The 26,829-nt window shown below is 37.2% G+C and carries 19 protein-coding genes, 20 tRNA genes, 1 rRNA gene, 1 riboswitch and 1 other annotated feature; of the genes, 6 read left to right on the forward strand and 34 right to left on the reverse strand.

Features of this window, described 5'->3' with window-relative positions:
- The first annotated feature begins 95 nt into the window (after positions 1–95).
- From NW240_RS04275 to NW240_RS04285, 3 genes are all read left to right on the forward strand, one after another.
- Entirely contained in the window at positions 96–1,055 is a 960-nt protein-coding gene (locus NW240_RS04275; protein ID WP_258436229.1) for a tRNA-dihydrouridine synthase, read from the forward strand.
- A 100-nt stretch (positions 1,056–1,155) separates the two neighbouring features.
- Positions 1,156–2,163, forward strand: a complete 1,008-nt coding sequence (gene sppA, locus NW240_RS04280) for a signal peptide peptidase SppA (RefSeq protein WP_258436231.1) — start codon at positions 1,156–1,158, stop codon at positions 2,161–2,163.
- A gap of 1 nt (position 2,164) precedes the next feature.
- Positions 2,165–2,941, forward strand: a complete 777-nt coding sequence (locus tag NW240_RS04285) for an RDD family protein (protein ID WP_258436232.1) — start codon at positions 2,165–2,167, stop codon at positions 2,939–2,941.
- Between the two features lie 41 nt (positions 2,942–2,982).
- On the opposite strand, the gene pheT is transcribed toward NW240_RS04285, so the two are convergent.
- From pheT to NW240_RS04330, 9 genes are all read right to left on the reverse strand, one after another.
- Entirely contained in the window at positions 2,983–5,409 is a 2,427-nt protein-coding gene (gene pheT, locus NW240_RS04290; protein WP_258436233.1) for a phenylalanine--tRNA ligase subunit beta, read from the reverse strand.
- Positions 5,409–6,476, reverse strand: a complete 1,068-nt coding sequence (pheS, locus tag NW240_RS04295) for a phenylalanine--tRNA ligase subunit alpha (protein ID WP_309302394.1) — start codon at positions 6,474–6,476, stop codon at positions 5,409–5,411. The genes pheT and pheS overlap by 1 nt, the downstream gene beginning before the upstream one ends.
- A gap of 354 nt (positions 6,477–6,830) precedes the next feature.
- Complete coding sequence (locus NW240_RS04300; protein WP_258436235.1) at positions 6,831–7,340, reverse strand: phosphohydrolase; 510 nt, start codon at positions 7,338–7,340, stop codon at positions 6,831–6,833.
- A 99-nt stretch (positions 7,341–7,439) separates the two neighbouring features.
- Positions 7,440–8,225, reverse strand: coding sequence for an RNA methyltransferase (locus NW240_RS04305; protein WP_258436236.1), 786 nt, complete (start codon positions 8,223–8,225; stop codon positions 7,440–7,442).
- Between the two features lie 116 nt (positions 8,226–8,341).
- Complete coding sequence (pepV, locus tag NW240_RS04310; RefSeq protein WP_258436238.1) at positions 8,342–9,760, reverse strand: dipeptidase PepV; 1,419 nt, start codon at positions 9,758–9,760, stop codon at positions 8,342–8,344.
- Between the two features lie 173 nt (positions 9,761–9,933).
- Positions 9,934–10,659, reverse strand: a complete 726-nt coding sequence (locus tag NW240_RS04315) for a pseudouridine synthase (protein WP_258436240.1) — start codon at positions 10,657–10,659, stop codon at positions 9,934–9,936.
- Complete coding sequence (locus tag NW240_RS04320; RefSeq protein WP_258436242.1) at positions 10,656–14,003, reverse strand: polysaccharide biosynthesis C-terminal domain-containing protein; 3,348 nt, start codon at positions 14,001–14,003, stop codon at positions 10,656–10,658. Before NW240_RS04320 ends, NW240_RS04315 begins: the two co-directional genes overlap by 4 nt.
- 79 nt (positions 14,004–14,082) lie before the next feature.
- Positions 14,083–16,503 carry a leucine--tRNA ligase gene (gene leuS, locus NW240_RS04325; protein WP_258436243.1) on the reverse strand — a complete coding sequence of 807 codons (2,421 nt, stop codon included), beginning with the start codon at positions 16,501–16,503 and terminating at the stop codon, positions 14,083–14,085.
- A 67-nt stretch (positions 16,504–16,570) separates the two neighbouring features.
- Positions 16,571–16,778, reverse strand: a binding site (T-box leader).
- A gap of 3 nt (positions 16,779–16,781) precedes the next feature.
- A complete protein-coding gene (locus NW240_RS04330; RefSeq protein ID WP_258436244.1) occupies positions 16,782–18,497 on the reverse strand; it encodes a LysM peptidoglycan-binding domain-containing protein in 1,716 nt (571 codons plus the stop codon).
- Positions 18,498–18,709: 212 nt separating this feature from the next.
- Between NW240_RS04330 and NW240_RS04335 the strand changes: the two genes are divergently transcribed.
- A complete protein-coding gene (locus tag NW240_RS04335; RefSeq protein ID WP_258436245.1) occupies positions 18,710–19,120 on the forward strand; it encodes a hypothetical protein in 411 nt (136 codons plus the stop codon).
- Entirely contained in the window at positions 19,120–19,689 is a 570-nt protein-coding gene (locus NW240_RS04340; protein WP_258436246.1) for a class I SAM-dependent methyltransferase, read from the forward strand. Before NW240_RS04335 ends, NW240_RS04340 begins: the two co-directional genes overlap by 1 nt.
- Positions 19,690–19,761: 72 nt before the next feature.
- On the opposite strand, the gene NW240_RS04345 is transcribed toward NW240_RS04340, so the two are convergent.
- From NW240_RS04345 to metK, 4 genes are all read right to left on the reverse strand, one after another.
- The gene (locus NW240_RS04345) at positions 19,762–20,934 is read right to left on the reverse strand and encodes a MalY/PatB family protein (RefSeq protein ID WP_258436247.1); all 1,173 of its coding nucleotides are present in this window, start codon (positions 20,932–20,934) and stop codon (positions 19,762–19,764) included.
- A 185-nt stretch (positions 20,935–21,119) separates the two neighbouring features.
- The gene (locus tag NW240_RS04350) at positions 21,120–22,337 is read right to left on the reverse strand and encodes an FAD-dependent oxidoreductase (RefSeq protein WP_309302396.1); all 1,218 of its coding nucleotides are present in this window, start codon (positions 22,335–22,337) and stop codon (positions 21,120–21,122) included.
- A 15-nt stretch (positions 22,338–22,352) separates the two neighbouring features.
- The gene (locus NW240_RS04355; RefSeq protein WP_258436248.1) at positions 22,353–22,478 is read right to left on the reverse strand and encodes an NADH peroxidase; all 126 of its coding nucleotides are present in this window, start codon (positions 22,476–22,478) and stop codon (positions 22,353–22,355) included.
- Positions 22,479–22,560: 82 nt separating this feature from the next.
- Positions 22,561–23,751 carry a methionine adenosyltransferase gene (metK, locus tag NW240_RS04360; RefSeq protein ID WP_258436249.1) on the reverse strand — a complete coding sequence of 397 codons (1,191 nt, stop codon included), beginning with the start codon at positions 23,749–23,751 and terminating at the stop codon, positions 22,561–22,563.
- Positions 23,749–23,841, reverse strand: a riboswitch (SMK box riboswitch). It overlaps the preceding gene by 3 nt.
- 66 nt (positions 23,842–23,907) lie before the next feature.
- Between metK and NW240_RS04365 the strand changes: the two genes are divergently transcribed.
- Positions 23,908–24,711 (forward strand): hypothetical protein, encoded by an 804-nt coding sequence (locus NW240_RS04365; protein ID WP_258436250.1) that lies wholly within the window; start codon positions 23,908–23,910, stop codon positions 24,709–24,711.
- A gap of 85 nt (positions 24,712–24,796) precedes the next feature.
- Here NW240_RS04365 and NW240_RS04370 read toward each other — a convergent pair.
- The 21 genes from NW240_RS04370 to rrf all read right to left on the reverse strand — a co-directional run.
- Positions 24,797–24,867 (reverse strand) — tRNA-Gly (locus NW240_RS04370).
- 7 nt (positions 24,868–24,874) lie between these two features.
- Positions 24,875–24,947, reverse strand: a tRNA-Asp gene (locus NW240_RS04375).
- Positions 24,948–24,969: 22 nt separating this feature from the next.
- Positions 24,970–25,042 (reverse strand) — tRNA-Met (locus tag NW240_RS04380).
- Positions 25,043–25,054: 12 nt separating this feature from the next.
- Positions 25,055–25,144, reverse strand: a tRNA-Ser gene (locus NW240_RS04385).
- 12 nt (positions 25,145–25,156) lie between these two features.
- A tRNA-Glu gene (locus NW240_RS04390) sits at positions 25,157–25,228 on the reverse strand.
- A 34-nt stretch (positions 25,229–25,262) separates the two neighbouring features.
- Positions 25,263–25,352: transfer RNA gene (locus tag NW240_RS04395), tRNA-Ser, on the reverse strand.
- Between the two features lie 36 nt (positions 25,353–25,388).
- A tRNA-Ile gene (locus NW240_RS04400) sits at positions 25,389–25,462 on the reverse strand.
- 11 nt (positions 25,463–25,473) lie between these two features.
- Positions 25,474–25,544 (reverse strand) — tRNA-Gly (locus NW240_RS04405).
- A 10-nt stretch (positions 25,545–25,554) separates the two neighbouring features.
- Positions 25,555–25,644 (reverse strand) — tRNA-Ser (locus tag NW240_RS04410).
- 31 nt (positions 25,645–25,675) lie between these two features.
- Positions 25,676–25,749: transfer RNA gene (locus NW240_RS04415), tRNA-Ile, on the reverse strand.
- Between the two features lie 9 nt (positions 25,750–25,758).
- Positions 25,759–25,832: transfer RNA gene (locus tag NW240_RS04420), tRNA-Met, on the reverse strand.
- Positions 25,833–25,839: 7 nt separating this feature from the next.
- Positions 25,840–25,912 (reverse strand) — tRNA-Ala (locus tag NW240_RS04425).
- Between the two features lie 18 nt (positions 25,913–25,930).
- Positions 25,931–26,004 (reverse strand) — tRNA-Pro (locus tag NW240_RS04430).
- Between the two features lie 11 nt (positions 26,005–26,015).
- Positions 26,016–26,089: transfer RNA gene (locus NW240_RS04435), tRNA-Arg, on the reverse strand.
- A 31-nt stretch (positions 26,090–26,120) separates the two neighbouring features.
- A tRNA-Leu gene (locus NW240_RS04440) sits at positions 26,121–26,206 on the reverse strand.
- A 28-nt stretch (positions 26,207–26,234) separates the two neighbouring features.
- Positions 26,235–26,306 (reverse strand) — tRNA-Gly (locus tag NW240_RS04445).
- Between the two features lie 5 nt (positions 26,307–26,311).
- Positions 26,312–26,384, reverse strand: a tRNA-Thr gene (locus NW240_RS04450).
- A 51-nt stretch (positions 26,385–26,435) separates the two neighbouring features.
- A tRNA-Leu gene (locus tag NW240_RS04455) sits at positions 26,436–26,517 on the reverse strand.
- Between the two features lie 34 nt (positions 26,518–26,551).
- Positions 26,552–26,624 (reverse strand) — tRNA-Lys (locus tag NW240_RS04460).
- Positions 26,625–26,629: 5 nt separating this feature from the next.
- Positions 26,630–26,702, reverse strand: a tRNA-Val gene (locus tag NW240_RS04465).
- An 18-nt stretch (positions 26,703–26,720) separates the two neighbouring features.
- Positions 26,721–26,829: ribosomal RNA gene (gene rrf / locus NW240_RS04470) — 5S ribosomal RNA — on the reverse strand; the annotation flags it as partial.

Raw genomic sequence — 26,829 nt, forward strand, 5'->3', positions numbered from 1 at the left:
GTAGGTTCCATACTTTATATTTGCATCTAGCTTCATTTATGATAATCTTTTAAAGATTCTATTATTACGAAAATAAGCGAAAGGAGTCCAAAACTATGCCACAAAACTTTTGGCAAACTCTACCCAAACCCTTTTTTGTTTTAGCTCCTATGGAAGATGTAACCGATGTTGCCTTTCGACATGTTATTGCTAAAGCTGGAAGACCTGATGTTTTCTTCACTGAATTCACTAACTCTGAATCATACTGCCATCCCCTAGGCAAAGAATCTGTACGAGGTCGTTTAATAAAGACTGATGACGAACACCCCATAGTCGCTCATATATGGGGAGACCGGCCAGAATTCTTTGAACAAATGGCGCATGGTATGGAGGAAGAAGGCTTTGCAGGTGTCGATATTAATATGGGCTGTCCTGCACCTAATGTCTTCAAACATGGTCGTGGGTCTGGTTTAATTTTAAGGCCGCAAGTAGCTGCTCAACTAATCCAAGCCAGTAAAAAAGCCAACCTTCCTATTTCAGTTAAAACACGTTTAGGCCATCATCAAGTTGAAGAATATAAAGAATGGCTGAAACATTTGTTTGAACAAGATGTTGCTAATCTTTCCATTCACCTAAGAACAAAAACTGAAATGTCTAAAGTAGCCGCTCATTGGGAACTAATTGGTGAGATTAAGAATTTGCGTGATCAATACGCCCCACATACCCTTTTAACTGTAAATGGTGATATTGCTGACCGTCAACAAGGAATGGAACTATTCAACACTTATGGTATTGACGGTATCATGATTGGCCGGGGTGTTTTTCAAAATCCATTTGCTTTTGAAAAAGAGCCACGTCATCATTCGGCTAATGAACTGATTGATCTTTTCCGCTATCATTTAGACCTTTTTGATCACTATCAACTTCATCCCTTCCCTGCTCTGAGGAGATCTTTTAAAATTTATTTGAGAGAATTCAAGGGGGCTCATGAATTAAGAATTCAATTAATGGAAGCAGAAGACTCTATTCAAGCGCGTGAAATCCTAAATCAATTTGAAGAACAACATTTATCCTAGAAAACACCTGTTTTACAGGTGTTTTTTTGATCTTAAATAGCTTATCATTCAAATTTGTCATAAAAAATGTTAAACTAATCTGCAAAGGAAGGTGTCTTATATGTCAAAGAAAAAATGGATAGTTATCGCTTTTGCACTTATTTTAATTGCCGCTTCTAGCTTATCGAAAGTTTACAATGAACCCGCCGATATTGCCTCTAGCGAAAAATGGGCGAATGACAGGCTAAACTCTATGTTAGGAATCGGAAAAGATTATACGGAGGAAATTCGTGAAGAAGGCTCTATGGACCAACGTATTCTAGTTATCCCAATTGAAGGAGTTATTGGAATGGCTTCTCCTACCTATGATCAGCAACTTATTATGGATACCATTGAGCAAATTCGCACGGATGAATCAATTAAGGCTGTTTTATTTGAATTGAACACTCCAGGTGGGGGAGTTTATGATACCCGTGAAGCTTATGACCTATTTAAGGAAGTCATTGCTGAAAGAAAGATTCCTGTGTATGCTTCTATGGGTCAAGTAGCTGCATCGGGTGGCTTCTATTATGCCATGTTAGCCGATAAAGTTTATGCCACTCCTGAAACAATCACTGGATCGATTGGTGTAATTATGTCAGGCTATAATATGGAAGAACTTTATGACAAAATAGGTGTTGAACCCTATGTTTTTAAATCTGGAAAAATGAAAGATTTAGGTTCGAGCGCTCGTAAAATGACCAAGGAAGAAGAGGAAGTATTCCAAGAATATATTGATGAAGCTTTTGATCGTTTCGTTCAAGTGGTTGTTGATGGTCGTGATATGTCAGAAGAACGTGTGCGTGAACTAGCAGATGGTCGTATTTATACCGCTAAGCAAGCTAAAGAAAATGGATTGATTGATGATATTCTATACTATCGTCAAGTAATCGATCTTATCCGAGAAGAAAACAACTTAGAAAATGCTCAAGTTTTTGAAAAAACGGCCCCTCAAGACCAATTTTCTTCATTCTTCCCTTCATTTATGAAATCAGAAGATAATTATGCAGAACAATTTGATCAAGTACTTAACCGTGTAAAAGAAGAAGTTCTTCCTCAGATTGAGTACCGCTGGGAAGGTGGTAAGTAATATGACCTCAGTAAAATTAGATAAAGAGGAACTTAAGGCGCTTTTAAATCATTCAAAAGAAGATAAAAATGCTTCAACAGTGATTGAAGAAGTTCCCCAAGATAGTGCAGTCGTTACCGAAAAGCAAACTGACCACTCTAAGGACGATAATATAACAAAAAATAACTCGTCTTCTTTAAATACTAGTCAAGCAAACCATTCCGGTCTTAATCCTTTCAGCAACGATGCAGAAAGAGAAGAAGCTTTTAAAGAAACTAAACAGTCTGACATTGATCCTGTTCGTATAAAAATCGCCGATCAGCAATTGAGAGAAAATGGCTACGATCATCTTCCCAAGGAGGTTTATGCTGGCTTTTGGGTTCGTTTAGCAGCTTATATCGTAGATTACCTATTTATTCTTCTCCTAACTAACCTTATCACAAATATTGTGGGCGAAATAGATAGAGAGATATTTTGGGGAATTTTACCCATGTTCTTTAATTTAGCTGTATTTTGTCTTTACTTTTTCTTAATGACATTAGCACTGAATGGCCAAACCCCTGGAAAAGTTTTATTTAATTTAAGAGTTGTACCAATTAACAACCAGTCGAATAAGTTGAATCTTTCTACTTTAGTAATCCGTGAACTATTTGGAAAAGTTATTTTTTACTATGTACCAATTATTGCTGTCATTCTTATCTTCACAAGTAAACATCAGCATCCTTTAGATATGCTGAGTGACACAGCAGTTATAAATGAACGTTATCTAAATGCTTTTGCTAAGTGGAAACTTGCTTAATAAAAAAAGCACTACGCTATCTTTAGCGTAGTGCTTTTTTGTTAACGAATTTCTACATTCTCTACTTTTTCTAATGCTTTAATAACTTGCTCCATTGCCTCTTTTACCTCTTCATCTTTTAATGTTTTATCTGGATTTTGGAAAGTTAAATGATAAGCTAAAGATTGTTTATCAGCTGCTATATTTTTTCCGGTATATCGGTCGAATAATTCGACATTTTTTAAATTGTCACCAGCATTTTCATAGATTAAATCTACCAAGCTTTGATGACTAGTTGATTGGTCCACTAAAAGCGCTATATCACGAGAAGTTGATGGATATTTTGCTAAAGGAGTCTGAAGCAATATTTCTCTGTTAAATGCGACTAAAGCATCAAAATCTAACTCTGCAAAGAACGTCTCCTTAGCTAAGTCAAACTCTTGCGATAATTGAGGATGCAATTGCCCAATAAAACCAATTTTTTGACCATCTAATAAGATATTGGCTGTTTGACCTGGATGCATAAAGTCTAAGTTTTCCAAGCGTTCAAACGATAAATAAATACCTAAACGCAATTGGTCCATAATTTGTTCAACTATACCTTTAAGGTCATAAAAATCATAATTTTGACTTGCACTTTCCCAATTGGAGGAACTCTTTTCACCAGATACAAAGAAACTGAGCATTTCTTTCTCTTGAGGTTGTTGATTGATATCCTTCGCTAAGAAAATCTTGCCCATTTCATAGAAAGCTAAGGGCTTGTTGTGACGCGCTTTATTGTAACGAGCAATCTCCAAGAAAGACGGTAACATTGATTGTCTTAGTAGTGATCTTTCCTCAGACATTGGTAAAAGCAATGAAACATAGCGATCTTTATTTGCATTTAATTCAGCAAATTCAGGTGAGATTAGAACATAAGATACCGTTTCATTTAAGCCTAACCCTTCAGCTAAAGAGCGTGTTGCTCTTTTTAATTTTTGGCGGCTATCTAATTGAGCGGGACGATTAGGAACCGCAGGTAAAGTAACAGGAATTTGATCATAACCATAAATACGTGCGACCTCTTCTAAAATATCAGCTGGAATAGTAATATCCCAACGACGTGGGGGAATCGTTACACTCATCTGGTCATTTGAGAAGGCGACTTCAAAACCTAAGCGGTCAAAAATTGTTTGAAGCTGAGATTGATTCACTTGAATGCCTAATTTGTCTTCAATCATTTGCATTGACAGTTCAACCACTTGATCTTGCGCATCATTGGCTTTTACTTCTAAGACTCCCTTTTCGATTTGACCTTGTGTCAATTGTGCTATCATTATGGCAGCTTGATCCCCTGCTTCTGAAAGCGTTGCTGGATTAATTCCTTTTTCAAAGCGGGCGGATGATTCTGATCTTAAGCCTAGGCGTCGAGAAGTTAAACGAACGGCCTGAGGGTTAAAAACAGCTGTTTCTAACAAGATATCTTGAGTTTTTTCCGTAACATGAGAATCTAACCCACCCATGACACCTGCTAAAGCAATTGGTTGATCGTTAGAAGTAATAACAATATCTTTATCTGTTAACTTCCTTTCGATTTCGTCTAAAGTAGTAAGCTTTTCATCTACTCTAGCATAGCGCACACCAATCTTTTTACCTGGTAATTGATCCAAATCAAAAGCATGCATGGGCTGACCATAAAGCATCAAATAGTAGTTGGTCACATCCACCAAATTGTTAATAGGACGAATGTTAGCTTTCATCAGACGGCTTTGCATTTGAATCGGACTGGGTTTTACTTCAATCCCCTTCAACAGCCTTAACTGGTAGTGACTACTTAAATCATGTTCTGCCATATCCAATTCTAAATTTTGTAGCTCATCAATTGAAACTAATTGATTTTCATTGATTTTTAAAGGTTTAAAATGAGGAGTCTGAGAAACAATTGCTCCCACTTCATAAGCTACTCCATGCATTGACAAAGCATCTGCTCGGTTAGGAGTAATGGATAATTCTAAAATCGGATCATCGAGCTCCATATATTCAACGATATCTTTACCGATAGGGGCATCTTCAGCTAAAAGATAAATCCCATCCACGAATTCTTTAGGAACTACTTTATCGGGGAAACCAATTTCTTGTAATGAACATAGCATTCCCTGAGAAATCTGACCTCTAAGCTTCGACTCTTTAATTTTAAAGTCTCCTGGCAAAATACAGCCTTCTAAAGCAGTGATTACTTTAGCACCTTGCTTAACATTAGGCGCTCCACATACGATTTGCTTTTTACCATAATCTCCTACATTGACTTGAGCAATTTGTAAATGATCAGAATCGGGATGCTCTTTTAATTCTTCAACTAGACCAACTACTAAAGGACCCTGAATAGAATCGGAAAGATTTTCAACCCCTTCAATTTCAATCCCGGTTCGAGACATTTTCTCTGCTAATTCCTTAGCCGGCATCTTTCTTAAATCTAAAAATTCATTCAACCATTTATAAGAAACATACATTAGTTTTGACCTCCTTTGAATTGTGTCAAGAAGCGTAAGTCGTTTTGGTAAAAATGACGGATATCATCGACATTATGTTTTAGCATGGCTACACGGTCAATCCCTACTCCGAATGCAAAGCCGCTATACTTATTTGAATCGATACCTGACATTTCTAAAACATTTGGATGAACCAGTCCTGCTCCTAAGACTTCAATCCAACCTGTCCACTTACAAATATTACAACCTTTCCCTCCACATTTGAAACAAGACACATCGACTTCAACCGAAGGCTCTGTGAAAGAGAAGAAAGAGGGTCTTAATCGAATCTCACGCTCTTCACCAAAGAAGGCTTTAGCAAATTGTAAGAGCGTTCCTTTCAAATCAGCCATAGTAATTCTTTCAGCAACGACTAAACCTTCCATTTGATGAAATTGATGTGAATGGGTCGCATCATCATTATCTCTTCTAAAAACCTTACCTGGTGAGACCATTTTTAAGGGCCCGTCTTTTACAAAGTCATGCTTTTCCATTGTTCGAGCTTGCACCGGTGAGGTGTGTGTTCTTAATAAAACTTCTTCAGAAATATAAAAAGTATCTTGCATATCACGGGCAGGATGGTTTTTAGGTAGATTCATTTTCTCAAAGTTATATGAGTCTAATTCTACCTCTGGGCCTTCAATAATTTGATAACCCATTCCTAAGAAAAGATCTTCTAATTCTTCTCGCGTTTGCGTTAATAAGTGGCGACTACCAAAGTTCTGCCGTCTTCCAGGCAAGCTAACATCGATGGTTTCACTAGCCAGTTGAGCAGCTAATTCTTTCTGCTTTACTTGCTCTTGTTTTTTATCAATATGTTCATTAAAAGATTGATGGAATTGATTAATTAGCTGACCTAAAATCGGCTTTTCATATTTTTCTAAATCTTTCATTTGTTTAGAAATTTGAGTCAATTCACCTTTTTTACCGGTATATTTCACGCGAATATCCTGAATCATTTTACTTGATTCAGCTTGTTTGATTTCTTCAATTGCCTGTGCAATCAAACCATCAACTTGTTCTTTAATGACTTGTAATTTATCATTCATAATAATCCTCCTAGCAATTAATACTTCAACACTCAATCCAACAAAAAAAGCCCGTCCCTAAAAGGGACGCGCTACCGTGGTACCACCCTTATTCTTGAAAAAATTTCAAGCACTCAAGCCATTGTTAACCCCAATGAAGGTATCTTTTTCTAGTTTCAAACTATTTAAGGATCGACTCCTAGGATGAAAATAATTGAAAAGTAACATCATTTGCTCTCAGTCCATGACAAATTTCCCTGTCTATGCACCTTTCAATTAGGTCCTGATCATAGTCTTTAATTATCTTTATCAAGTATAGCCTGTAATTAGTTTTTCGTCAATCTTGCTCTTTAGCGAACTAAATTTTTATCCTTATTATTCGCTAAACTCGATGGTTCGCACTTTCTTATATAGAGAGTCTTTTAGCCAATTTTTAAAACCTTCTGCTAATTCGCAAACAGCTGATTGCTTATCCATCAAAGTCACAATTAATGACTCACCATAGCGCGGAATGTCTAAAGTGGCGCCACACATATGTTTTAAAATGATATCTTTTTCTTTATCCGACAAATCAGTGATTTCTAATGCATTTTTTAAAGCGATGCGCGGATGCTCATAATTATGCCCTTTTCCGCCTACGCAATCCTTTGTACATGAATCATAAAAAAATAAATCGTGCAGAAGGGCTGCTCTAGCTGTAGCTACCATATCGAGATTAAAACGTTTAGCCCAAAGGTATGACCGATAAGACACTGAAATAGAATGCGCTAAACGATTGGTATATTTGTGATGGACAAATTTTTCTAGAGATTGAACTTTTTCATTCTCCATCAAATCTTTAACAATTGCCACATATTCTTGATTATCTTGCCAAGCTAATGCCATTTATCCACGTCCCTTCTTTAATCTAACTCTAGTATACTCCACAAATATGAAGTTTATGTAAATTCTATGTAAAAGTTTGATAAAGCGAATAATTCTCAACTAATTCGACCACTGTTTCCAAGCAAACATTAAAATACCAGCTGCTATAGATACATTAAGGGATTCTGCCTTGCCTGGCATGGGGATAAAGACTGATTTATCTGCTTTTTCCATCCAGAAAGGCCCTACACCTTGCCCTTCATTACCCAAAACTAAGACACAATGGCTAGCGACTAGTTTACGATAATCTTCAGCTTCTTGATTGACTGCTGTGCAGTAAAGAGGAAGTTCACTCGCTTGAACGGCTTTAAATATTTGATCGTTTGAAGCTTCATAGATAGGCATATGCCATAAAGATCCTTGACTGGCTCTGATGACTTTATCATTGTAGAGGTCTACACAGCCTTCAGCTAAGAATACACCATCAAATCCTGCTGCATCAGCGGTTCGAATCATAGTTCCTAAATTGCCTGGGTCTTGCACCCCGTCACATAAGAGATAGTGGCTACCATTGATTTTTTCTTTAGCTAAATTATTTTCTTTTTTCTGAATGACAGCCATCACTCCCTGAGTATGTTGAGTGAGTGCGACAGTGTCCATCACTTCTTCACTTAAAAGCAATACTTCGATTTGAGCTTGTCTGATTTGTTCAACAGTCTGTATATGACTTTCATGATAACTTGGTGTCATTAAAACAACTTCAATAGCTGCTTGATAAGCGATGGCTTCTTCAATAAGATGTTCACCCTCGATTAGATAAGATCCAGTCTTTTTGCGATTTTTTGTTAAATGCAATTTGCGGTAGTCTTTGATTCTTTGATTTTGCTTAGATTGAATAATTTCCATAATATCTCACCTTTAATATCTCACCTTTTTTCTTCATGAACTGAAGATTACTTGAATATATAAAAAAAAGCAAACTTTCTAGCAAATTAAGCTAGAAAGTTTGCTAAAATGTTCAATTAACGTGTTAAGCGATAGATACATTCTGCATAAATAGCAGTTGCTCTTAATAAATCATCCATCGCAAGGAACTCATTGGCTTGATGCATAGTATCAATTGAATCTGGGAATAAGACACCAAATGAAACCCCACGCTCCATTAAGCGGCCATAAGTTCCACCACCAATTGTTTTTTCATAGACTTCATTGCCAGTTTGTTTAGCATATACATCCAGTAAAGTTTTAACCATTGGATCTTCTGGTGAGAGATAATGAGGGTCTTTATTCCCTTTCATTTCAACTTTCACCGCTAAATCAGCAACATTTTTGCTAATAGCTGATTGAATTTGATCTTTATCGGTTCCTTTAGGGTATCTAAAGTTGGCATCCACTAAGCCACCTTCAGTATCATCAAAATTGATAATACCAATATTCATAGACAAGGCGCCCATAATGTCATCAACAATAGCGACACCGATTTTTTCACCTTCAAAATCAACGTGTAACTTATCTCCTACAAGGGTTAAGAAGTCATTAGCTTCTTTTTTATCAAATGTATATTTATTCAAGAAAGCAGCTAAGTAAGTTCCCGCATTGTGACCTTTTTCTGGAGTAGATCCGTGAGCGGCCTTACCAGTCACTTCAAAACGCAATAGACCAGACTCTTGGGAAACTTTACCTGAGACAGGTTGATCTTCTAAAAAGGCTTGGAAATCAGCTTCTAATTGGTCTGATTGATCCGTTTTCACACTAGCATAAGCTTCTTGAGGAACCATGTTAGCACGAAGACCTGCTTGGAAATCAACCAATTTATGATTAGCTTCAACTGTTTGCTTAGCTTCAAAATTAAATTGAGCAGAAATATTTCCCTTTTCTCCGTTAATGATTGGGAATTGCGCATCTGGTGAGAAACCATAGTCTGGCATTTTTTCGACTTTAGCGTAATGATCCATACACATCCAACCAGATTCCTCATCGGTTCCAACAATCAGATGAATTTTTTGATTAAACTCTGCTCCTAATTCACGTAATAATTTAATGGCAAAGTAAGCACCAATTGTTGGTCCTTTATCGTCAGAAGAACCACGCGCATATATGCGTCCATCTTTGATTACTGGCTCATAAGGGTCAGTATCCCAACCAGTTCCTTCAGGAACAACATCGAGGTGACCTAAAATACCTAAGGTTTGATCGCCATCTCCAATTTCTACACGGCCTACCAAAGGTCCAAATTGCTTCGTTTCAAAGCCATCTTCTTCAGCCATTTTTAAGAATTCTTCTAAAGCTTTTTTAGGTCCTGGTCCTACCGGAGCCTCTGCTGTTGCTAAATCATCTTCTCGAACTGATCGAATGCGAATCATACGAAAAAGATCTTCTAATAAGTCTTCTTGACGTTTAGTGACTTCATCTAACCAATTAATATTGTCTAAATTTGCCATTTTTCTACCTCCATAAAATATAGAATCTCAAAATCATTCTGACTTTAGTAAAATACTGCCATCAAATGAATCCGTTCTCATTATATCATATAAATTAATGCAACCCTATATCTCTACTTTAAATTTAAGTTTTTATTTAAAATAAAACTCTTTCTCTGAAAAAAGTATTTTTACTATTCATAACCAAATGGTTTTAAAGCTTCTATTTCAGCTTGAGTTAATTGACGATAATCTCCAAGAGCTAAGTCATCTTCAAGCTGGAGAGGCCCCATCGATAGACGGTGGAGTTGAAGAACTTCCATCTGACAAGCTTGAAACATTCTTTTTACTTGGTGAAATTTACCTTCACTAATGGAAACGCGAATTTTTGATACACCCTTTTCAGTATCCACCTCTCCAATCCATAATTGAGCGGGTTGGCTAGTAAAGTCTCCTAAATCTAGGCCCGCTTTAAAAGCTTCTACCGTTTCTTTTGTAACAACTCCTTCAATTAAAGCCTGATAAGTTTTATAAACTTGCTTTTTAGGAGAAGTTAACTGATGAGCCATTTGCCCATTATTTGTAATTAACAAGAGGCCAGTGGTATCAATATCTAGTCTCCCTACCGGAAAGAGATCAAAACGATAATCATCCGGATGTAGACAATCGATAACCGTATGATGGCGTCCATCTTCAGTGGCAGATATAACGCCTTGCGGTTTATTTAAAAGCCAATAGATGAACTTATGGTAAATAATTTGTTGGCCATCGACTTCTATCAAGTCTTTGGTTTCGTCTACTTGAAAGTTTGCTTTTGTAATTTGTTCACCATTGATTCGAACACTTCCTGCTGAGATTAAAGACTTGACTTCTTTTCTAGAGCCGAAATTCATATGACTTAATAATTTATCTAATCTCATCGGTGAATACTCAATTTCTTTTGCAAATCGGCACGGTAATCACCGATAATAATTGGCAACATACCGAATAGGGCCATAGTGCCACCATAGATAAGAATGGCAATCAAAACGACTATAATGATTTGAACTAAAGTTAAACCCCGTCCTACTGGATCCATCATCAGATTGATTAAACGATTCCAACCGTAAGTACCAATCGCCATAATAGTTGTCGCAATCACAATGCGTACAATATCGCCTACAAAGTAGCGATCACGAATTTTGATCACACGCCAAATCTTCATCCACATTAAAATAGCAGCGACAGCAAAGCCGAAGAAGGTAGCCAATAAAGCACCATGAGCCTGGAATAAAGCGACCATTGGAAATTGTAAAACGAGCTTAATAGCTAAGCCTACAAGCAAATAAGTAATTGCGAATCGACGATAATCCATTGACTGAAGAATTGTTGCAAAAACAGTATATGCTCCTAATACGATGGCGGTAAATGATCCGGTTGCTAATAACCCAGGTCCCGCAGAAATACCCGCTGGATAGAAGAAAGGATAAACATTATCAGCTATGATAGCCATGCCGATTGAGGCGGGTAGCATGATAAAGGTGAATAGAAGAACAATATTTTTGATTAACTCACTGGTTTTATTAATATTTCCTTCAGCGTACTTACTTGAGACAGCAGGGATTGATGAAGCCGCAATCGCTACAGCAAATGAAACAATAATCATCACTAATTTATTAACGTCTAAACTCATTGCCCCAAATAATTCAGCAATTTCTGAATTTAATAACACACTGGTACGAACGAGAATCTGCTTAAAGGTATAGGTATCAATGTTTTGTGCAAAAATTATACCTGAGCCAAGCAAGATGAAAGGAATCGAATCTCGCAGCATAATTTTTAGACTATCCATAAAATTAATATCCATCTTATTTAAGGATGTCTCTTTAACACTTTTCATTTTTCGATTATGAATAATATAAGCGCCAACTAAAAACAGCAAGGCGATCAAGGCTCCAACAAAGGCTGCAAAAGTTGAATGAGCTACTGCATCCGTAATAGATCCCTCGTAAACCATCATAATCAGGTAGGTAGCCCCTAAGATATAAAGAACTCGCATAATTTGTTCAAGAACCTCAGAAAGGGCTAGCGGTATCATTTGACTATAACCTTGGAAATAGCCTTTAAATAGGCTTAAAGTTGGTAAAATCAAAAGAGCCGGTGCTAATGAGCGAACGACAATGATTGCCGCTTCTTGATTATCAGTTGGTGAATTGGCTACTAATACAGGTGCGCTAAAATAAAAGATTGAAGCAATTAAGATACCTGAGAAGGCCATAATTCCCAGTGAATATTTAAAGAGCTTGTCGACTACTTTAAATTCTTTCTTAGTGCTGTAAAAGGCTATCTGCTTAGCAACCGCCGCTGGAAAACCAGCTACTGCAATTGATAAGAAAAATACGTAAGGATTATATCCAACAGCATAAAGAGAGTTTGCTTGAGAATACTCTGCCCCTAGCCATGTTGCCCATGGAATAATATATAAAGCTCCAATAATTCGGGATAATATTTGCCCCATTGACAACCAAGCAGCACCAACAACAAACTTAGATTTATCTTCTGAATGACCTTGTTCACTCAGTTCTTGCTGAGCTTTTTCTGCTTCAAAAAGAGTAGTGTCTAAGGTGTCTTCAAGAAGGGCATCCGTCAAAATGGGCGCTTCGTAAGAAGAAGTTTTTTGCGATATTCCTTCTGCAATTGACTCTTCTTCACTTAAATTTTCTTTATCCTTGGTTTTCTCTTCATCATTTACTGACTCTTGGTCATCATTATTAATGGTTGCAGCTTGTTCATTTCCATCAGATGATTCCTGTTGAAGACTCATATCTAAAGGCGTTTGTTCTTCAGTTTCCGTCTCTTTATCTCCTTCAACTTCAATATTTTTATCATCGTGATCTTGAACTGTTTGCAGCAGATGACTGGTTGACTGCTTAGTTTTCTCTAACAATTTTGCAGAGTTAGCCGCAATTTTAGCCCAGGCATTGCGTGAATTGACTTTAACTTTATCTAATAAATTAGATCCTTTTTTAGGAGCTACTTGCTCTTCTCTATAATGATCTTCGGGCAAGATGTTCCATGCTAAAGCTTCTATTTCTTCGTCATTATACATTTGAGTTTGTGAGGACTTTTTAGCTTCTAACTCTATCTCTCCAGAGTTAGATTCATTGGTCTCTATACTAAAATTAACTTCAGAAAAAGTAGGTTCGACTGATGTTGAATTCAGCTCTTCTTGAGATTGATTATTGTTTATCTCTTGATCCCTTTCTTGGTATAAAGCTTGTTGTTGGGAGTCTTTATCATCCAGACCCTCGTCTATATTTTCAGTAGTTTCTACTTCAATCAATTCTTCATCAAAAGAGTTTGAACTACTCTCTAAACTTGAATCAATAGTTTGATTGAGACCTTCACCTTCTGATTGACTCTCATCTTGGTTGTTTTCATAATGATAGCTACTAGCAATCAGGTCCGATTCACTAAGAGGTTCTTGCTCTAGGTTAACTGCTTCATCGCTATCTAAAGAGCTTTCAGTTAATGCTTCATTAGAATCAAAGGGTTCAACTTCAAAAGTATTAGTACTGAGAGACTCTTGAGAATTCCCTTCATCTTCTTGTTCTTTAGAAGTAAGTGTATCCAATTCATCTCGCGTTGAAAAAACAGTCTGGAAAACTCTTTGAAAGAATCCAGGTCTGACATTAGCAACCCGCTTGTTTCGATGTTCTTCCCTTAGACTTTCCTCAATCGATCGATACTGGAAGGGATTCTCAGCTTCGTTTCCATGAGAATCTTGTTTATCAAAATCATGACGAGCAAAAAGATCTGGGTCGATTTCTAATTCCAATGTTTCTTTAAGATAATTAACTGGATCATCTATAACATCAGCTTCTTGACTTAACTGTGAGAATTCTGTTTCTTTTTTATCGTCCTCAAATGAACTTAGAGAACTAGCCTCAAATTGTTCTTTTGTAGTTTCTTCATCGACTTTAATTTCTTCATCTGAGTCATCTTCAAATTGCACAAGTAATTCTCCTACTTGTTCTTCAGTAGATTGACTAGTAATGGCTGACTCTTCTTCATTTTCTGTTGATCTATGATCTACTCTATCTTCAATCAGTTGATTTGTATGAGCATCAGCTTTTATCTCCCGGTCAAAATAATCTGAGTCCATTGCCCGAGGATTAGGATGTCTCAGTTTTTTAAGATCTTCTTTTGTAAACTCTAGTGTATCAAAACGGTCGTAGTCATTTTTAAACCCCTGATTTTTATCATCAAATTGATTATCAGACACTTTCTACACCCCTTTTATTGATATTTCGTATCTAATATAGCATTTATCTACATCAAGTACGATTTATTAGCAATTTTATCTAGTTAGCCACTATGTTAACCAATCGATTAGGAATAGCAATGATTTTACGAACGGATTTACCTTCCAACTCTTTTTTTATGCTTTCTTCTGCGAGAGCTAACTCTTCCATAGCTGCTTTTTCTAAATCCAAAGCTATATCTAGTTTTGCTTTAACTTTACCGTTAATTTGGATGACTATTTCAACAACATCATCTTTAATGAGTGACTCATCATATTGTGGCCAACTTGCTTCTGATAGAGATTCAGAGTGTCCTAATTTTTGCCACAACTCTTCCATTAAGTGTGGTGCAATAGGAGCTAATAACTGAACAAACCCTTCGGCATATTTCTTAGGTAATACATCAGCAGTTTTAGCTTCATTTAAGAAAATCATTAGTTGAGAAATAGCTGTATTAAAATGTAATTGCTCAAAATCTTCTGTCACTTTTTTGACAGTTTGATGGTAAACCTTAGTCAATTGATCATCTTTAGTTTCTTGAATGGCTGAATTTAATTGGCCCGTAGTTTCCTCAACAAACAAACGCCATACGCGATCTAAGAAACGTCTTGAGCCTTCCAAGCCATTTTCTGACCAAGCAATCGATGCGTCTAAGGGGCCCATGAACATTTCATATACTCTCAATGTGTCTGCGCCATATTCATTCACTACATCATCTGGATTAACAACATTTCCTTTTGATTTGGACATTTTTTCATTATTTTCACCCAAGATCATTCCTTGATTGTAAAGTTTTTGGAAAGGTTCTTTAGTAGGTACAATTCCTAAATCATAAAGGAATTTATGCCAAAAGCGAGCATAAAGAAGATGTAAAACAGCATGTTCCGCTCCACCTATATAAAGATCGACATTTTCCCATTTGTTTAAAGCCTTTTCAGAAGCAATCGCTTCAGTATTTCTAGGATCCATATAACGTAAGAAATACCATGAGGATCCTGCCCATTGCGGCATTGTATTTGTTTCTCTTCTACCCTTCAAACCTGTTATTGGATCTTCAACTTCTAACCATTCTTTTACATTGGCTAAAGGCGATTCACCAGTTCCAGAAGGTTTAATGCGGTCTGTCTTAGGTAATAGCAATGGTAAATCTTCTTCAGCCAGTGCTGTACTAGTACCATCTTCCCAATGAATAACTGGAATAGGTTCTCCCCAATATCTTTGTCTAGAGAACACCCAGTCTCTCAAGCGGAAGTTAACTTTTCTTTGACCTTTATCATTAGCTTCTAACCACTCAATCATTTTCCGATTGGCTTCTTCTATGTTTAAACCATCTAAAAATTCAGAATGAATATGCTTACCGTCTTCGACATATGCCTCTTTTTGAATCCCTTCTTTAGATTCAATTACTTCATATCTAGGTAAATCATATTTTTGTGAGAATTCATAGTCTCTTTGATCATGAGCTGGAACTGCCATAACTGCACCGGTTCCATAAGAGACTAATACATAGTCTGCAATCCAAATAGGTATTTCTTTACCAGTTACAGGGTGAATAGCATAAGAACCAGTAAATACACCGGTCTTATCTTTTGCAAGTTCAGTACGATCTAAATCCGATTTAATCGCTGCAGCGGCAATATAGCTTTCTATTTCCCTTTTTTGTTCTGGACTAGTTAAGTCCTTAACGAGATCATGTTCTGGTGCTAAGACAATATAAGATAAGCCAAACAAGGTATCTGGACGTGTGGTATAAGTTGTAATGATTGAAGGGGAATCTTTAACTTCAAAATCAATCAAAGCACCCTCTGAGCGACCAATCCAATTCCTTTGCATCTCTTTAACTGAATCCGGCCAATCCAAATCTTCTAAATCATCAAGTAGACGCTGAGCATATGCTGTAATTTTTAATACCCATTGCTTCATTGGACGACGGACCACAGGATAACCGCCACGCTCAGACACACCATCCACAATTTCTTCGTTAGCTAATACCGTTCCTAAAGCTTCACACCAATTAACGGTAACATCAGCTTGATAAGCCAATCCTTTTTCATAAAGTTTGGTAAAAATCCACTGTGTCCATTTATAATAAGATGGATCGGTGGTTGAGAATTCTCTTTCCCAATCATAAGAGAAACCTAAAGATTTGATTTGACGTTTAAAGTTGGCGATATTTTTAGCTGTAAAATCAGCTGGATCGTTACCTGTATCCAAAGCATATTGTTCAGCTGGTAAACCAAAGGCATCCCATCCCATTGGATGAAGTACATCATATCCTTGAGCCCTTTTCATTCTAGCCATAATGTCTGTGGCAGTGTACCCTTCCGGATGACCTACATGTAATCCTTGCCCTGAAGGGTAAGGGAACATGTCTAACACATAGTATTTTTCTCTGTCTGCTCTATCCTTAGTTTTAAAGGTTTCGTTTTGGTCCCAATAATCTTGCCACTTTTTCTCAATTACTCGATGTTGATATGTCATATTCTTTTCCTCCAATTATTTAATCATTCATACAAAAAAGCCCTATAAAGTCATCTCAAAGACAACTTCATAGGGCGCAATCGCGCGGTACCACCTATTATTTCATTAGCTGAAAGCTAACGCTCTATGCTTTAACGCAGCAAACGTCTCAAGTTAACACTTTAAGCTTAGCCTGAGCATTAAAAGGAAGAGTTCGATTGTTTCCCAACACTTACTTTCACCACATGTAAGTTCTCTTTAGATGTTCCACAATTTACTAGGTCCTACAATTTTTCTTTTTAGAAATTGATAACTTGTCCGATATAAATCGTTGTTCCACCATTTTTTTCAATCAAATCATTGAGATTTAATCCGTTACGACGAGCAATCGCATATAAAGTATCGTTTGCTTTTACTACGTAAGAGCCAGTTGAAACTACTACTTCATTAGCGCTCTGATTTGATTGTTCTTCATTAGTCGTTTGGCTTGTGTTGAAAGTTTCAGACTCTACTGAGGTAGAAAGAGTTGCTGAAGATTCTGTTGAAACTTCTTCTTGTTTAACAACTTCTACTTTAGTTTCTAACTTAGTTGCTTGACGAACTACTACTTGACTTGATGAAGGATTAGTTGAAACATTTAATTTTTGGCCTGGAATAATTAGACTGTTCACTTGTAAGTTATTTGCTTTTAATAAGCTAGCTAATGTCATTCCGTGGCGATTTGCAATAGCCCATAAAGAGTCACCTGCTTTAACTGTATAATTCCCACTTGTTTTCTGGGCAGTTTCTTGAGGTTTTTCTGTAACTACTGGATTTTCTTTTGGAGTAGATACTGGCTTTTTATTGACTGGAAGAGAAGGTGTGTCAACCTTATGGCCTCCAGGAATTTTCAACTGTTGGTTTGGATGGATAACAGTGGTCAAGCGAATACCATTAGCTACTAATAAGTCGTTAATACGCACACCATGCTTTTTAGCAATAACATATAAAGAGTCGCCCGCTTTAATAGTGTAAAGCCCTTTAGTTGTTGAGCTTACAGTGTCTTTTTTAACTGGATTACTAGCATTTTCAAACGGCTTGCTGATAGATGGTTTGTTTACTTGACTATTAGATTGCGTTTGACCAGGTACACGTAAAACTTGATTAGGATGGATAACTGATTGAATAGTCATTCCATTCGCTTTTAATAAGTCATCAACTTTTACGCCCAATTTCTTGGCTATTCTATAAAAGCCGTCACCTGCTTGAACTTTATAGTTTCCTCTAGTTGAAGACTCCGTTGAAACAATTCCACTTGGAATAGTTGGTTCTTCTATTTCTAATGGTGCACTCGGCTTGACAGTTGAAGATTGATTTGAATGACTAGACCCATCAAATTGATCCAATTGATACTGGCTAATTATTTGGTTTAATTTTCCACCATAACGTGTATCTGTTGCATAACGTCCAGTTAAATGTTTTGTTGCATCTTGATATGAAGTTGTATTGGATTTTAAAGCACCTTGATAATAACTTTTTCTCCAAGCAGATCCTTCTCCAGTTAATACTCTAGCATAATCCATTAATGAATCAGCATAAGAATCATATTTTCTAAAATGATCTTTAATCTGATAATAAGATCCTGTGCCATCATCTTCTAGAGTGTCCATTTCTACTTTTTTATCATTTTTTCCTGCCTTAACGCCAAACAGATTGTAGTTAGGTGCTTGAGAAAGTGTTGAACTTCCCCAACCGGATTCTAATGCTGCTTGAGCAATCATGACAGAAGCATATAAATCATTTTTAGCGGCAATTTCTTTCGCAGATTGCCCAATACTATTTATAAATTCTTGTGGAGAGAATTTCTTTTGAGATTTCTGAGCATGAACAATGGCATTTTCAGATTGAACTTGTGTTAACACACTTGTTGACAGTAACATTGCACCAACATTAATATTGGTGAAAATTTTCTTAAATAGTTTGCGTCGTTGGATTTTTTCTTGCTGACGCATTCTCTGATTTCGCTGTTGAATCATCCTTCAGCCTCCAAATTTTACAAATTTCCATGCGGATACATACTGTATTATATGCCATCTCTAATAAAAAATGTGACTTTAAGGCTACTTATATTAGACTCTTAACATAAGTAACATAAATGAAATATTTCAATAATGGTTTGAATACTTTTAATTAAATACATTAGCTAGTATAGTATGAATAAATGGTCTAAATATAGAGGAGCGATTTTTTGAAGTTCTATTTAAAATATATAATCATCTTTTCAATTGTTCTTCTCTCAGGATGTACTTTTTTAAATGAAAGAAAACTTGAAAATCACCGTTGGCAAGTCGCTTTAGACGATTCACTTATTTATCAAGTAGATTTTCAAGATGAGCTTGTTCACTTTCAACTTGATGAAGACAATTTCATGCAACAAGCTGAACAAGAACTAGATTTATCTTTACAAGAAACAAAGGATTTGCTGAATAATAAAAAAGAGGAGTTAAATTTTACAGCGCGTTATTACTTAGAAGGAAACTATTTAAATCTTATTCAATCAATGCACCAAGCAAAACAATATGAAATAAAGTTTGAGGGTACAACTGCCACACTCACTTCCTCAGATGGCAGTCAACTTATATTAGAAAGAGTGGAATAATGAAGAATGCCTTACAGTCTAGTCATGATGCTTTAGGAAAATTAATTGAAAGATTCCCTACTGGAAATTATATTGACGCTACTCTGGGAAAAGGGAGAGACAGTTATTTTATATTAAGTCACCCATCTTTTGCGGGAAAACTTTTTGCTTTCGATATTCAAGATCAAGCACTTCAATTAGCTCAGCAAAAGTTAAAAGATTTTCCGTCCGATTCTTTCCAACTTTTTAACAATGGACACGAGCACTTTAATCAAATTCTCAGTCTTTCCACTTTACCTAAAATTCATGGGGCTATTTTTAATTTAGGCTATTTGCCCGGAGCTAACCATCAAATCACTACTAAAGCTCTTACGACATTACAGGCATTAAATCAAATGGCTCAGCGTTTAGTCTCGAAAGGAAAAATATTTATTGTTGTTTATTCAGGTCATGCGGAAGGAGCAATTGAAAAAGAAGAATTACTAGAAGAATTACGTAAGTGGTCACAAGATCAGTTTTCGATCTCTATTCTTGATTTCTTAAATCAAAAGAATCACCCTCCTCTTTTAATTACGATCGAAAAGAAATAAAGAAGCCGTCATAAATGACTGCTTCTTTATTTTATATATTTATTAGTTTTGATTTTAATTTAGGCTTATAGACTATCTACTCTTAATAGCTTCAATAAAACGTTCAATACTCTCTTTGACTATCTCTGCTGGTAATGCTAAGTGAATACGAATAAAGCCTTCACCACAAGAGCCAAACATTACCCCATTATTTATGTAAACATGATGTTCTTCTAACAACTTAATGATTTCATCACATTCCATGTTTAAAGAGGTTAAGTCTAACCACAATAGATAGGAGGCTTCCATAGGTGTTACAACAATTTCAGGCAGCTGATCTTCAATCATTGTTTTTGCCATTTGATAGTTTTCTTCAATTAATTCTACTAATTCTTCTTTCCAATCTAAACAATCATTATAGGCATGTTTACATGCATAAAGGCCTAAGGCTGGAACGGAAAGTAAATTCATTTTTTCAGCTGTTTCAATATATTGTTGACGCCATTCCGGATTCACGATGAAGATATTTGATGTTTGTAGACCAGCTAAATTAAAAGTTTTAGAAGGCGCAGTAGCCACAACTACACGCTGTGCAATATCTTCAGATAAATCGGCAAAGACGTTATGTTTAAAGTTTTTATGCGCTAAATCAAAATGAATTTCATCTGAGAATAGATATAAGTCATTCTCTTTACAAATTTTAGCTACTTTTTCTAACTCTTCTTTCTTCCATACACGGCCTACTGGATTATGAGGGCTACAGAAAATCATTGCTTTAGCCTCTTTTGCCGCTGCTTCTAATGCTTCAAAATCAATGGTGTAGTGTCCTTCATTATTAATTAACTCAACATTGATTTTCTTACGTCCATTATTTTCAATAGCAGCCGTGAATGGTCCATATACAGGTTCTAAAATAATAATGCCATCATTTTCTTTGGTAAAGGCATTAACAAAGACATTAATTGCAGGGACTACACCAGGTGCTGTAACCATCCACTCTTCTTTAACATTCCATTGATGTTGTTCTTTCATCCATTTTTTAACTGCATCATAATAGGCTTGATTCGGTACTGTATAACCTAATACAAGTTCATCTAAATCTTTTTTTAAGCCTTCAATGATTCCGGGTGCCATTGGGAAATCTAAGTCTGCTACCGAAAGTGGAGCTATTCCCTCAGGAATATTATTATTAGACTCTCTCATTAATAACCATTTTTTAGAACCTTGCTGTGTACGATCGACACATGTTTTAAAATCATAAGCCATTTGATTGCCTCCTAGATATACTAAATTTCAAGCTTTGCACTCCTATCTTACACAATTTAACCGCTTTCTTCAATGGAATTTAGAATTCTAAGACGAATATTAGAGGTTTCTAATGCTTTAAAAAATAATTGAGTCAACAAAAAGACTAGCACAAGAAATTTATGTGCTAGTCTTTAATGATTTAATTAAAAGAGTAGTTTATCTGCACCACCAACTGTATTTCCTAATGCTTCAATAGCTAATACATTTAAGTAATGCCATGGACGGTCATAGTTGGGTTGGAAGAAGAAATCGAGTAGCGCTAACTGCTCGAGTGTATATTTAGCATTAATGGCTGTCGAAAGCACATTAATTGAATCTGCTACATCGAACTTAGAAACTAGTTGTCCGCCTAAAATAACATGACTTTCTTCATCATAAAAAATCATCATATGAACAGTACCTGGTTTGCGCATGAAATCAGGATAAACTTTTTCTTCCACATATTTCCAAGCTACTTTACCTTCATAAAGATCTTTATTAATCATTGATAGACCAGTTGAAGCGATAGTATAGTCAAAATACCTTAAGGCTGAGGTTCCTGATACCCTAGGCATCTTAAATTTAGTGCCTGAAGCGTTTAAAGCAGCTACAATCCCTTGTCTTCTCGCTAAAGTAGCAAGACCAATATTTGTTTTATCATCTGTTGGTGCAAAAGGAATATAAGTGGCGTCGCCTCCTGCGTATACATCTTTGACCGAAGTTTCTAGGTATTCATTAGTTTGAATAAAGCCATGATCATCCATCTCAAGAGTGCCTTTCAACCAGTCTGTTGCAGGCTTGACTCCCACAGCTACTACAACTGTATCGGCAGGATATTCTCCCTTATCAGTTACAACAGTCTTAACTTTATTACCTTCTCCTAAGAGCTTTTCAACAGCTTCTCCACCTTTGAAATTTAACCCTTTTTCTGCTCCATGAGCTTCTAATAAATTTGAAATATTCTCATCTAAATAAGCAGGCAAGATACGGTCGACCATATCAATAACTGTTACATCAATACCAGCTTCTGCATAGGCAGTTGCAACTTCCACTCCAATATAACCGGAACCAATTACTACTAGATGCTTGGTTTCTTTCATGCAGTTATAAACAGCTTGTGTGTCTTCCGGTCCTCTAAAGGTATGAACATTTTCTAAATCATGACCTTCAAACCGAGGAACTGGGGCATATCCACCAGGACTTAATAATAATTTGTCATAAGATTCTTTTTGCTCACCTTTTTCAGTCTTGACAGTTACCGTTTTTTCATCTGGATTGACGGCGATTACTTGGCTTGCAGGATGCATAGTAATACCTTGTTCACTATAAGAGGCATTATTAGCAAAATGTAACTCTGATAATTCTTTCGAAATACCTTCCAGGTATGATTGAGAGCCTCAACCCATGAAGGAAGATTCTTCACCTGCTTCAAATAAATGAATTTCAGCATCTGGATCACGTTTTAAAAGGGTCTGAACAGATTCATACCCAAAATGTGATGTACCAACTACAATATACTTCATTCTAATCCCTCCGAATTATTATTTATAATTATTCTAACTAAGAATATAGTACTAAAAATTTTTTATAAGTACAACTATTAGCCTACTTCATTAATGCTTTTAACTCTGCTACCTTATCCATACGCTCCCAGGTAAATCCAGCTTCTTCTCTTCCAAAGTGACCATAAGCTGCTGTTTGAGCGTAAATTGGCTTTCTTAAATCCAACATTTCAATGATTCCCTTAGGTGTAAGATTAAAAACTTGACGAATAGCTTGAACAATTTCAGCATCCGAATATTCTGAGCTTTCAAAAGTATTTACACTAACGGATACTGGTTGAGCGACACCTATCGCGTATGCAATCTGAATTTCAACTTTTTTTGCAATCCCAGCTGCTACGATATTTTTAGCGATATAGCGTGCTGCATAAGAAGCTGACCGGTCTACTTTGGTAGCATCTTTCCCCGAAAAAGCACCCCCACCATGACGCGCATATCCGCCATATGTATCGACTATAATTTTGCGTCCAGTCAGACCTGCATCTCCTTTTGGTCCTCCAATAATAAAACGTCCGGTTGGGTTAATATATATCTTAGTCTGATCATCAAATAAGTTTTCCGGAATAGTTGGCTTAATAACTTGTTTTAAAATATCCTCTCTTAACTCTTCTAATGATATTTCTTCACTATGCTGAGTTGAAACCACTACGGCTTCAATTCTAACTGGTTGATCATTTTCATCGTATTCTACGGTCACTTGAGCTTTACCGTCTGGTCTTAAATAATTCAATTGACCTGATTTTCTTACCTCAGTCAGTCTACGTGTTAACTTATGAGCTAAAGAAATTGGTAAAGGCATAAGTTCTGGCGTCTCATCACATGCATAACCGAACATTAAACCTTGGTCTCCGGCTCCTATTTCTTGTTCATTTTCTTGGTTATCTCTAGTTTCGATAGCTGAATCAACGCCCATAGCAATATCTGTCGATTGTTCATCTAAAGAAACGATAATAGCTAAATTTTCAGCGTCAAAGCCAAATTTACCGCGATTATAACCAATTTCTTCAACCTTCTGTCTAACAATTTTTTGAATATCTACATAAGCACTTGTAGAAACCTCACCCAATACCATCACTAAACCTGTGTTAACAGCTGTTTCACATGCTACTCTGGCCATCGGGTCTTGTTCCAAGATGGCATCCAAAATTGAATCTGAAATTTGATCTGCAATCTTGTCTGGATGTCCCTCTGTCACTGACTCTGATGTAAATAATCTTTTCTCTAAAGTTTTCATTAATCTTCCCCCATTTTTTATATTGGTTACAAGGCAAATTCACAATCAATGAATCGTGAACCCTATCGGGAACTTTTGGTTGTAACGTTATAGATTATACCTTAGAATACAAATAGAAACAATTTCAATTATAAAATCCTCTTGAAAGGAAATTAAATGAATACAATCAATAATACACTTAAACATCCGCTGATGCAGTTAGTTGGCTACCCCTTATCATGGATTGGCTTTGGGCTGATTACAGCTATCTATTCAACCAATCAAATCGACTGGCTAGATCTCAGCCTTTTGTCTATCATAGTTATAATCAGCAATATGATTAACCACTACAATTATTATCATCATATCTTAAAAGACCCTAAAACTAAATCACCCACCATATACTATCTTTTATTAGTTGGTTTGTTAGCATCTTCTATATTTTTTATGATTAACCAGCACTATATAATAAATATACTACTAGCTGTTTACATTATAATAATAGTGATTCAGTATCAATTTGTCCCATTAGTTAAAACAATTTATCATGTACTACTGAATATTTATTTCACTGGATTTTTATTGAATATCATCGCCTACTATTCACAGGCAAACACTTTAAATAATCAAGTAATGATATCTTTTATACCAATTACTATATTAATGACAGGTTTAGAAATAAATCAGCAATTCCTTAAAGGAATATATAATTTTAAAATGCTGGAAAGAAAAATCCCCATAAGGATTACTTACTTAGTCTTTTCAATGCTAATATTGGCCAGTATTACAGGAATTTATACCTCATTACCTTCTCAGTCTTTTTATCTCATTCAAATTCTATTTTTGGTAATTACATCTACTGTTTACTTACCAAGCTTGATACCAGTCAAAAAGCATCACCGTATTCAAAACAAGCTGAATTATCAAGGTGCCATAAGTGTAATATTCATTATATTTTATAGTCTCAGTTATTTATTTTAGAATAATTTAAGAAACCCCCTTCTATATAGAAAATAGAAAGGGGTTCTTTTTTAGACATAAAAAAAAGACTCTAAAAGTCTGAATAAGCGGGTGAGGAGAATCGAACTCCCGACAACAGCTTGGAAGGCTGTGGTTTTACCACTAAACTACACCCGCAGGTATACGGTCCGGACGGGATTTGAACCCGCGATCTCCTGCGTGACAGGCAAGCATGTTAACCCCTACACCACCGGACCAAGTTAAAATATAAACAAAAAATTGCGGGGGTAGGATTCGAACCTACGACCTTCGGGTTATGAGCCCGACGAGATGCCAGCTTCTCCACCCCGCGATAATATTAAAAAGGAGGATGTGGGATTCGAACCCACGCGCGCTTTTACACGCCTGACGGTTTTCAAGACCGTTCCCTTCAGCCGGACTTGGGTAATCCTCCATTAAAATGTAATGACCCGTACGGGACTCGAACCCGTGTTACCGCCGTGAAAGGGCGGTGTCTTAACCGCTTGACCAACGGGCCAATATCAAAACTCATTGACAAGTATATATATAAACGGAGAAGGAGGGATTTGAACCCTCGCGCCGGTATGAACCGACCTACACCCTTAGCAGGGGCGCCTCTTCAGCCACTTGAGTACTTCCCCATGAGCCAATTCTTAATTAACAATTACTTATTGTTATGGGCCTGAGTGGACTCGAACCACCGACCTCACCCTTATCAGGGGTGCGCTCTAACCAGCTGAGCTACAGGCCCGTTATCAATAAAGCGGGTGAGGAGAATCGAACTCCCGACAACAGCTTGGAAGGCTGTGGTTTTACCACTAAACTACACCCGCATATTCCCAAAGGAGGATGTGGGATTCGAACCCACGCGCGCTTTTACACGCCTGACGGTTTTCAAGACCGTTCCCTTCAGCCGAACTTGGGTAATCCTCCGTTAACCAATGGCAAAATCCATAATGCATAATGGACCTTGTAGGACTCGAACCTACGACCACCCCGTTATGAGCGGGGAGCTCTAACCACCTGAGCTAAAGGTCCGGCCTAAGATAGCGGCGAAGGGGATCGAACCCATGACCTCCCGGGTATGAACCGGACGCTCTAGCCAGCTGAGCTACACCGCCAAAAAGATGGAGAATAGCGGGATCGAACCGCTGACCTCCTGCGTGCAAAGCAGGCGCTCTCCCAGCTGAGCTAATCCCCCATAAAAGAATAAAACAAATCGGGAAGACAGGATTCGAACCTGCGACCCCTTGGTCCCAAACCAAGTGCTCTACCAAGCTGAGCTACTTCCCGTTTTACTCTAATACACCCGGCAGGATTCGAACCTGCAACCGCCTGATTCGTAGTCAGGTACTCTATCCAGTTGAGCCACGGGTGCAAAATATTTAATTAATCACATTAAAGTGAAATGCCGAGGGCCGGAGTCGAACCGGCACGGTGATCACTCACCGCAGGATTTTAAGTCCTGTGCGTCTGCCAATTCCGCCACCCCGGCTTAAAAAAGCCTAAATGTTTCTTGGCAAAGCGGAAGACGGGGTTCGAACCCGCGACCCCCACCTTGGCAAGGTGGTGTTCTACCACTGAACTACTTCCGCAAAAGTGCCGGCTAAAGGACTTGAACCCTCGACCCTCTGATTACAAATCAGATGCTCTACCAACTGAGCTAAGCCGGCATCATAAGACTTAGATTTTAAAATATAAATCATAAGTGATTAAAATGCAAGTGCGGGTGAAGGGACTTGAACCCCCACGCCCGAAGGCGCCAGATCCTAAATCTGGTGCGTCTGCCAATTCCGCCACACCCGCAAATTAAATTCCTTGATGTTTCCATTTAGGAATATGACCCGTGCAGGATTCGAACCTGCGACCCACTGATTAAAAGTCAGTTGCTCTACCGACTGAGCTAACGAGTCAAGAGTGGGGAATGACGGGCTCGAACCGCCGACATCCTGCTTGTAAGGCAGACGCTCTCCCAGCTGAGCTAATTCCCCATAACTTTGATATGACACGCGTGGCAACGTCCTACTCTCACAGGACCAAAGGTCCAACTACCATCGGCGCTAAGAAGCTTAACTGCTGTGTTCGGCATGGGAACAGGTGTGTCCTTCTTGCCATCAT

Origin of the sequence: Facklamia sp. 7083-14-GEN3, from assembly GCF_024742075.1 — a bacterium.
Classification (GTDB): Bacteria; Bacillota; Bacilli; order Lactobacillales; family Aerococcaceae; genus Facklamia.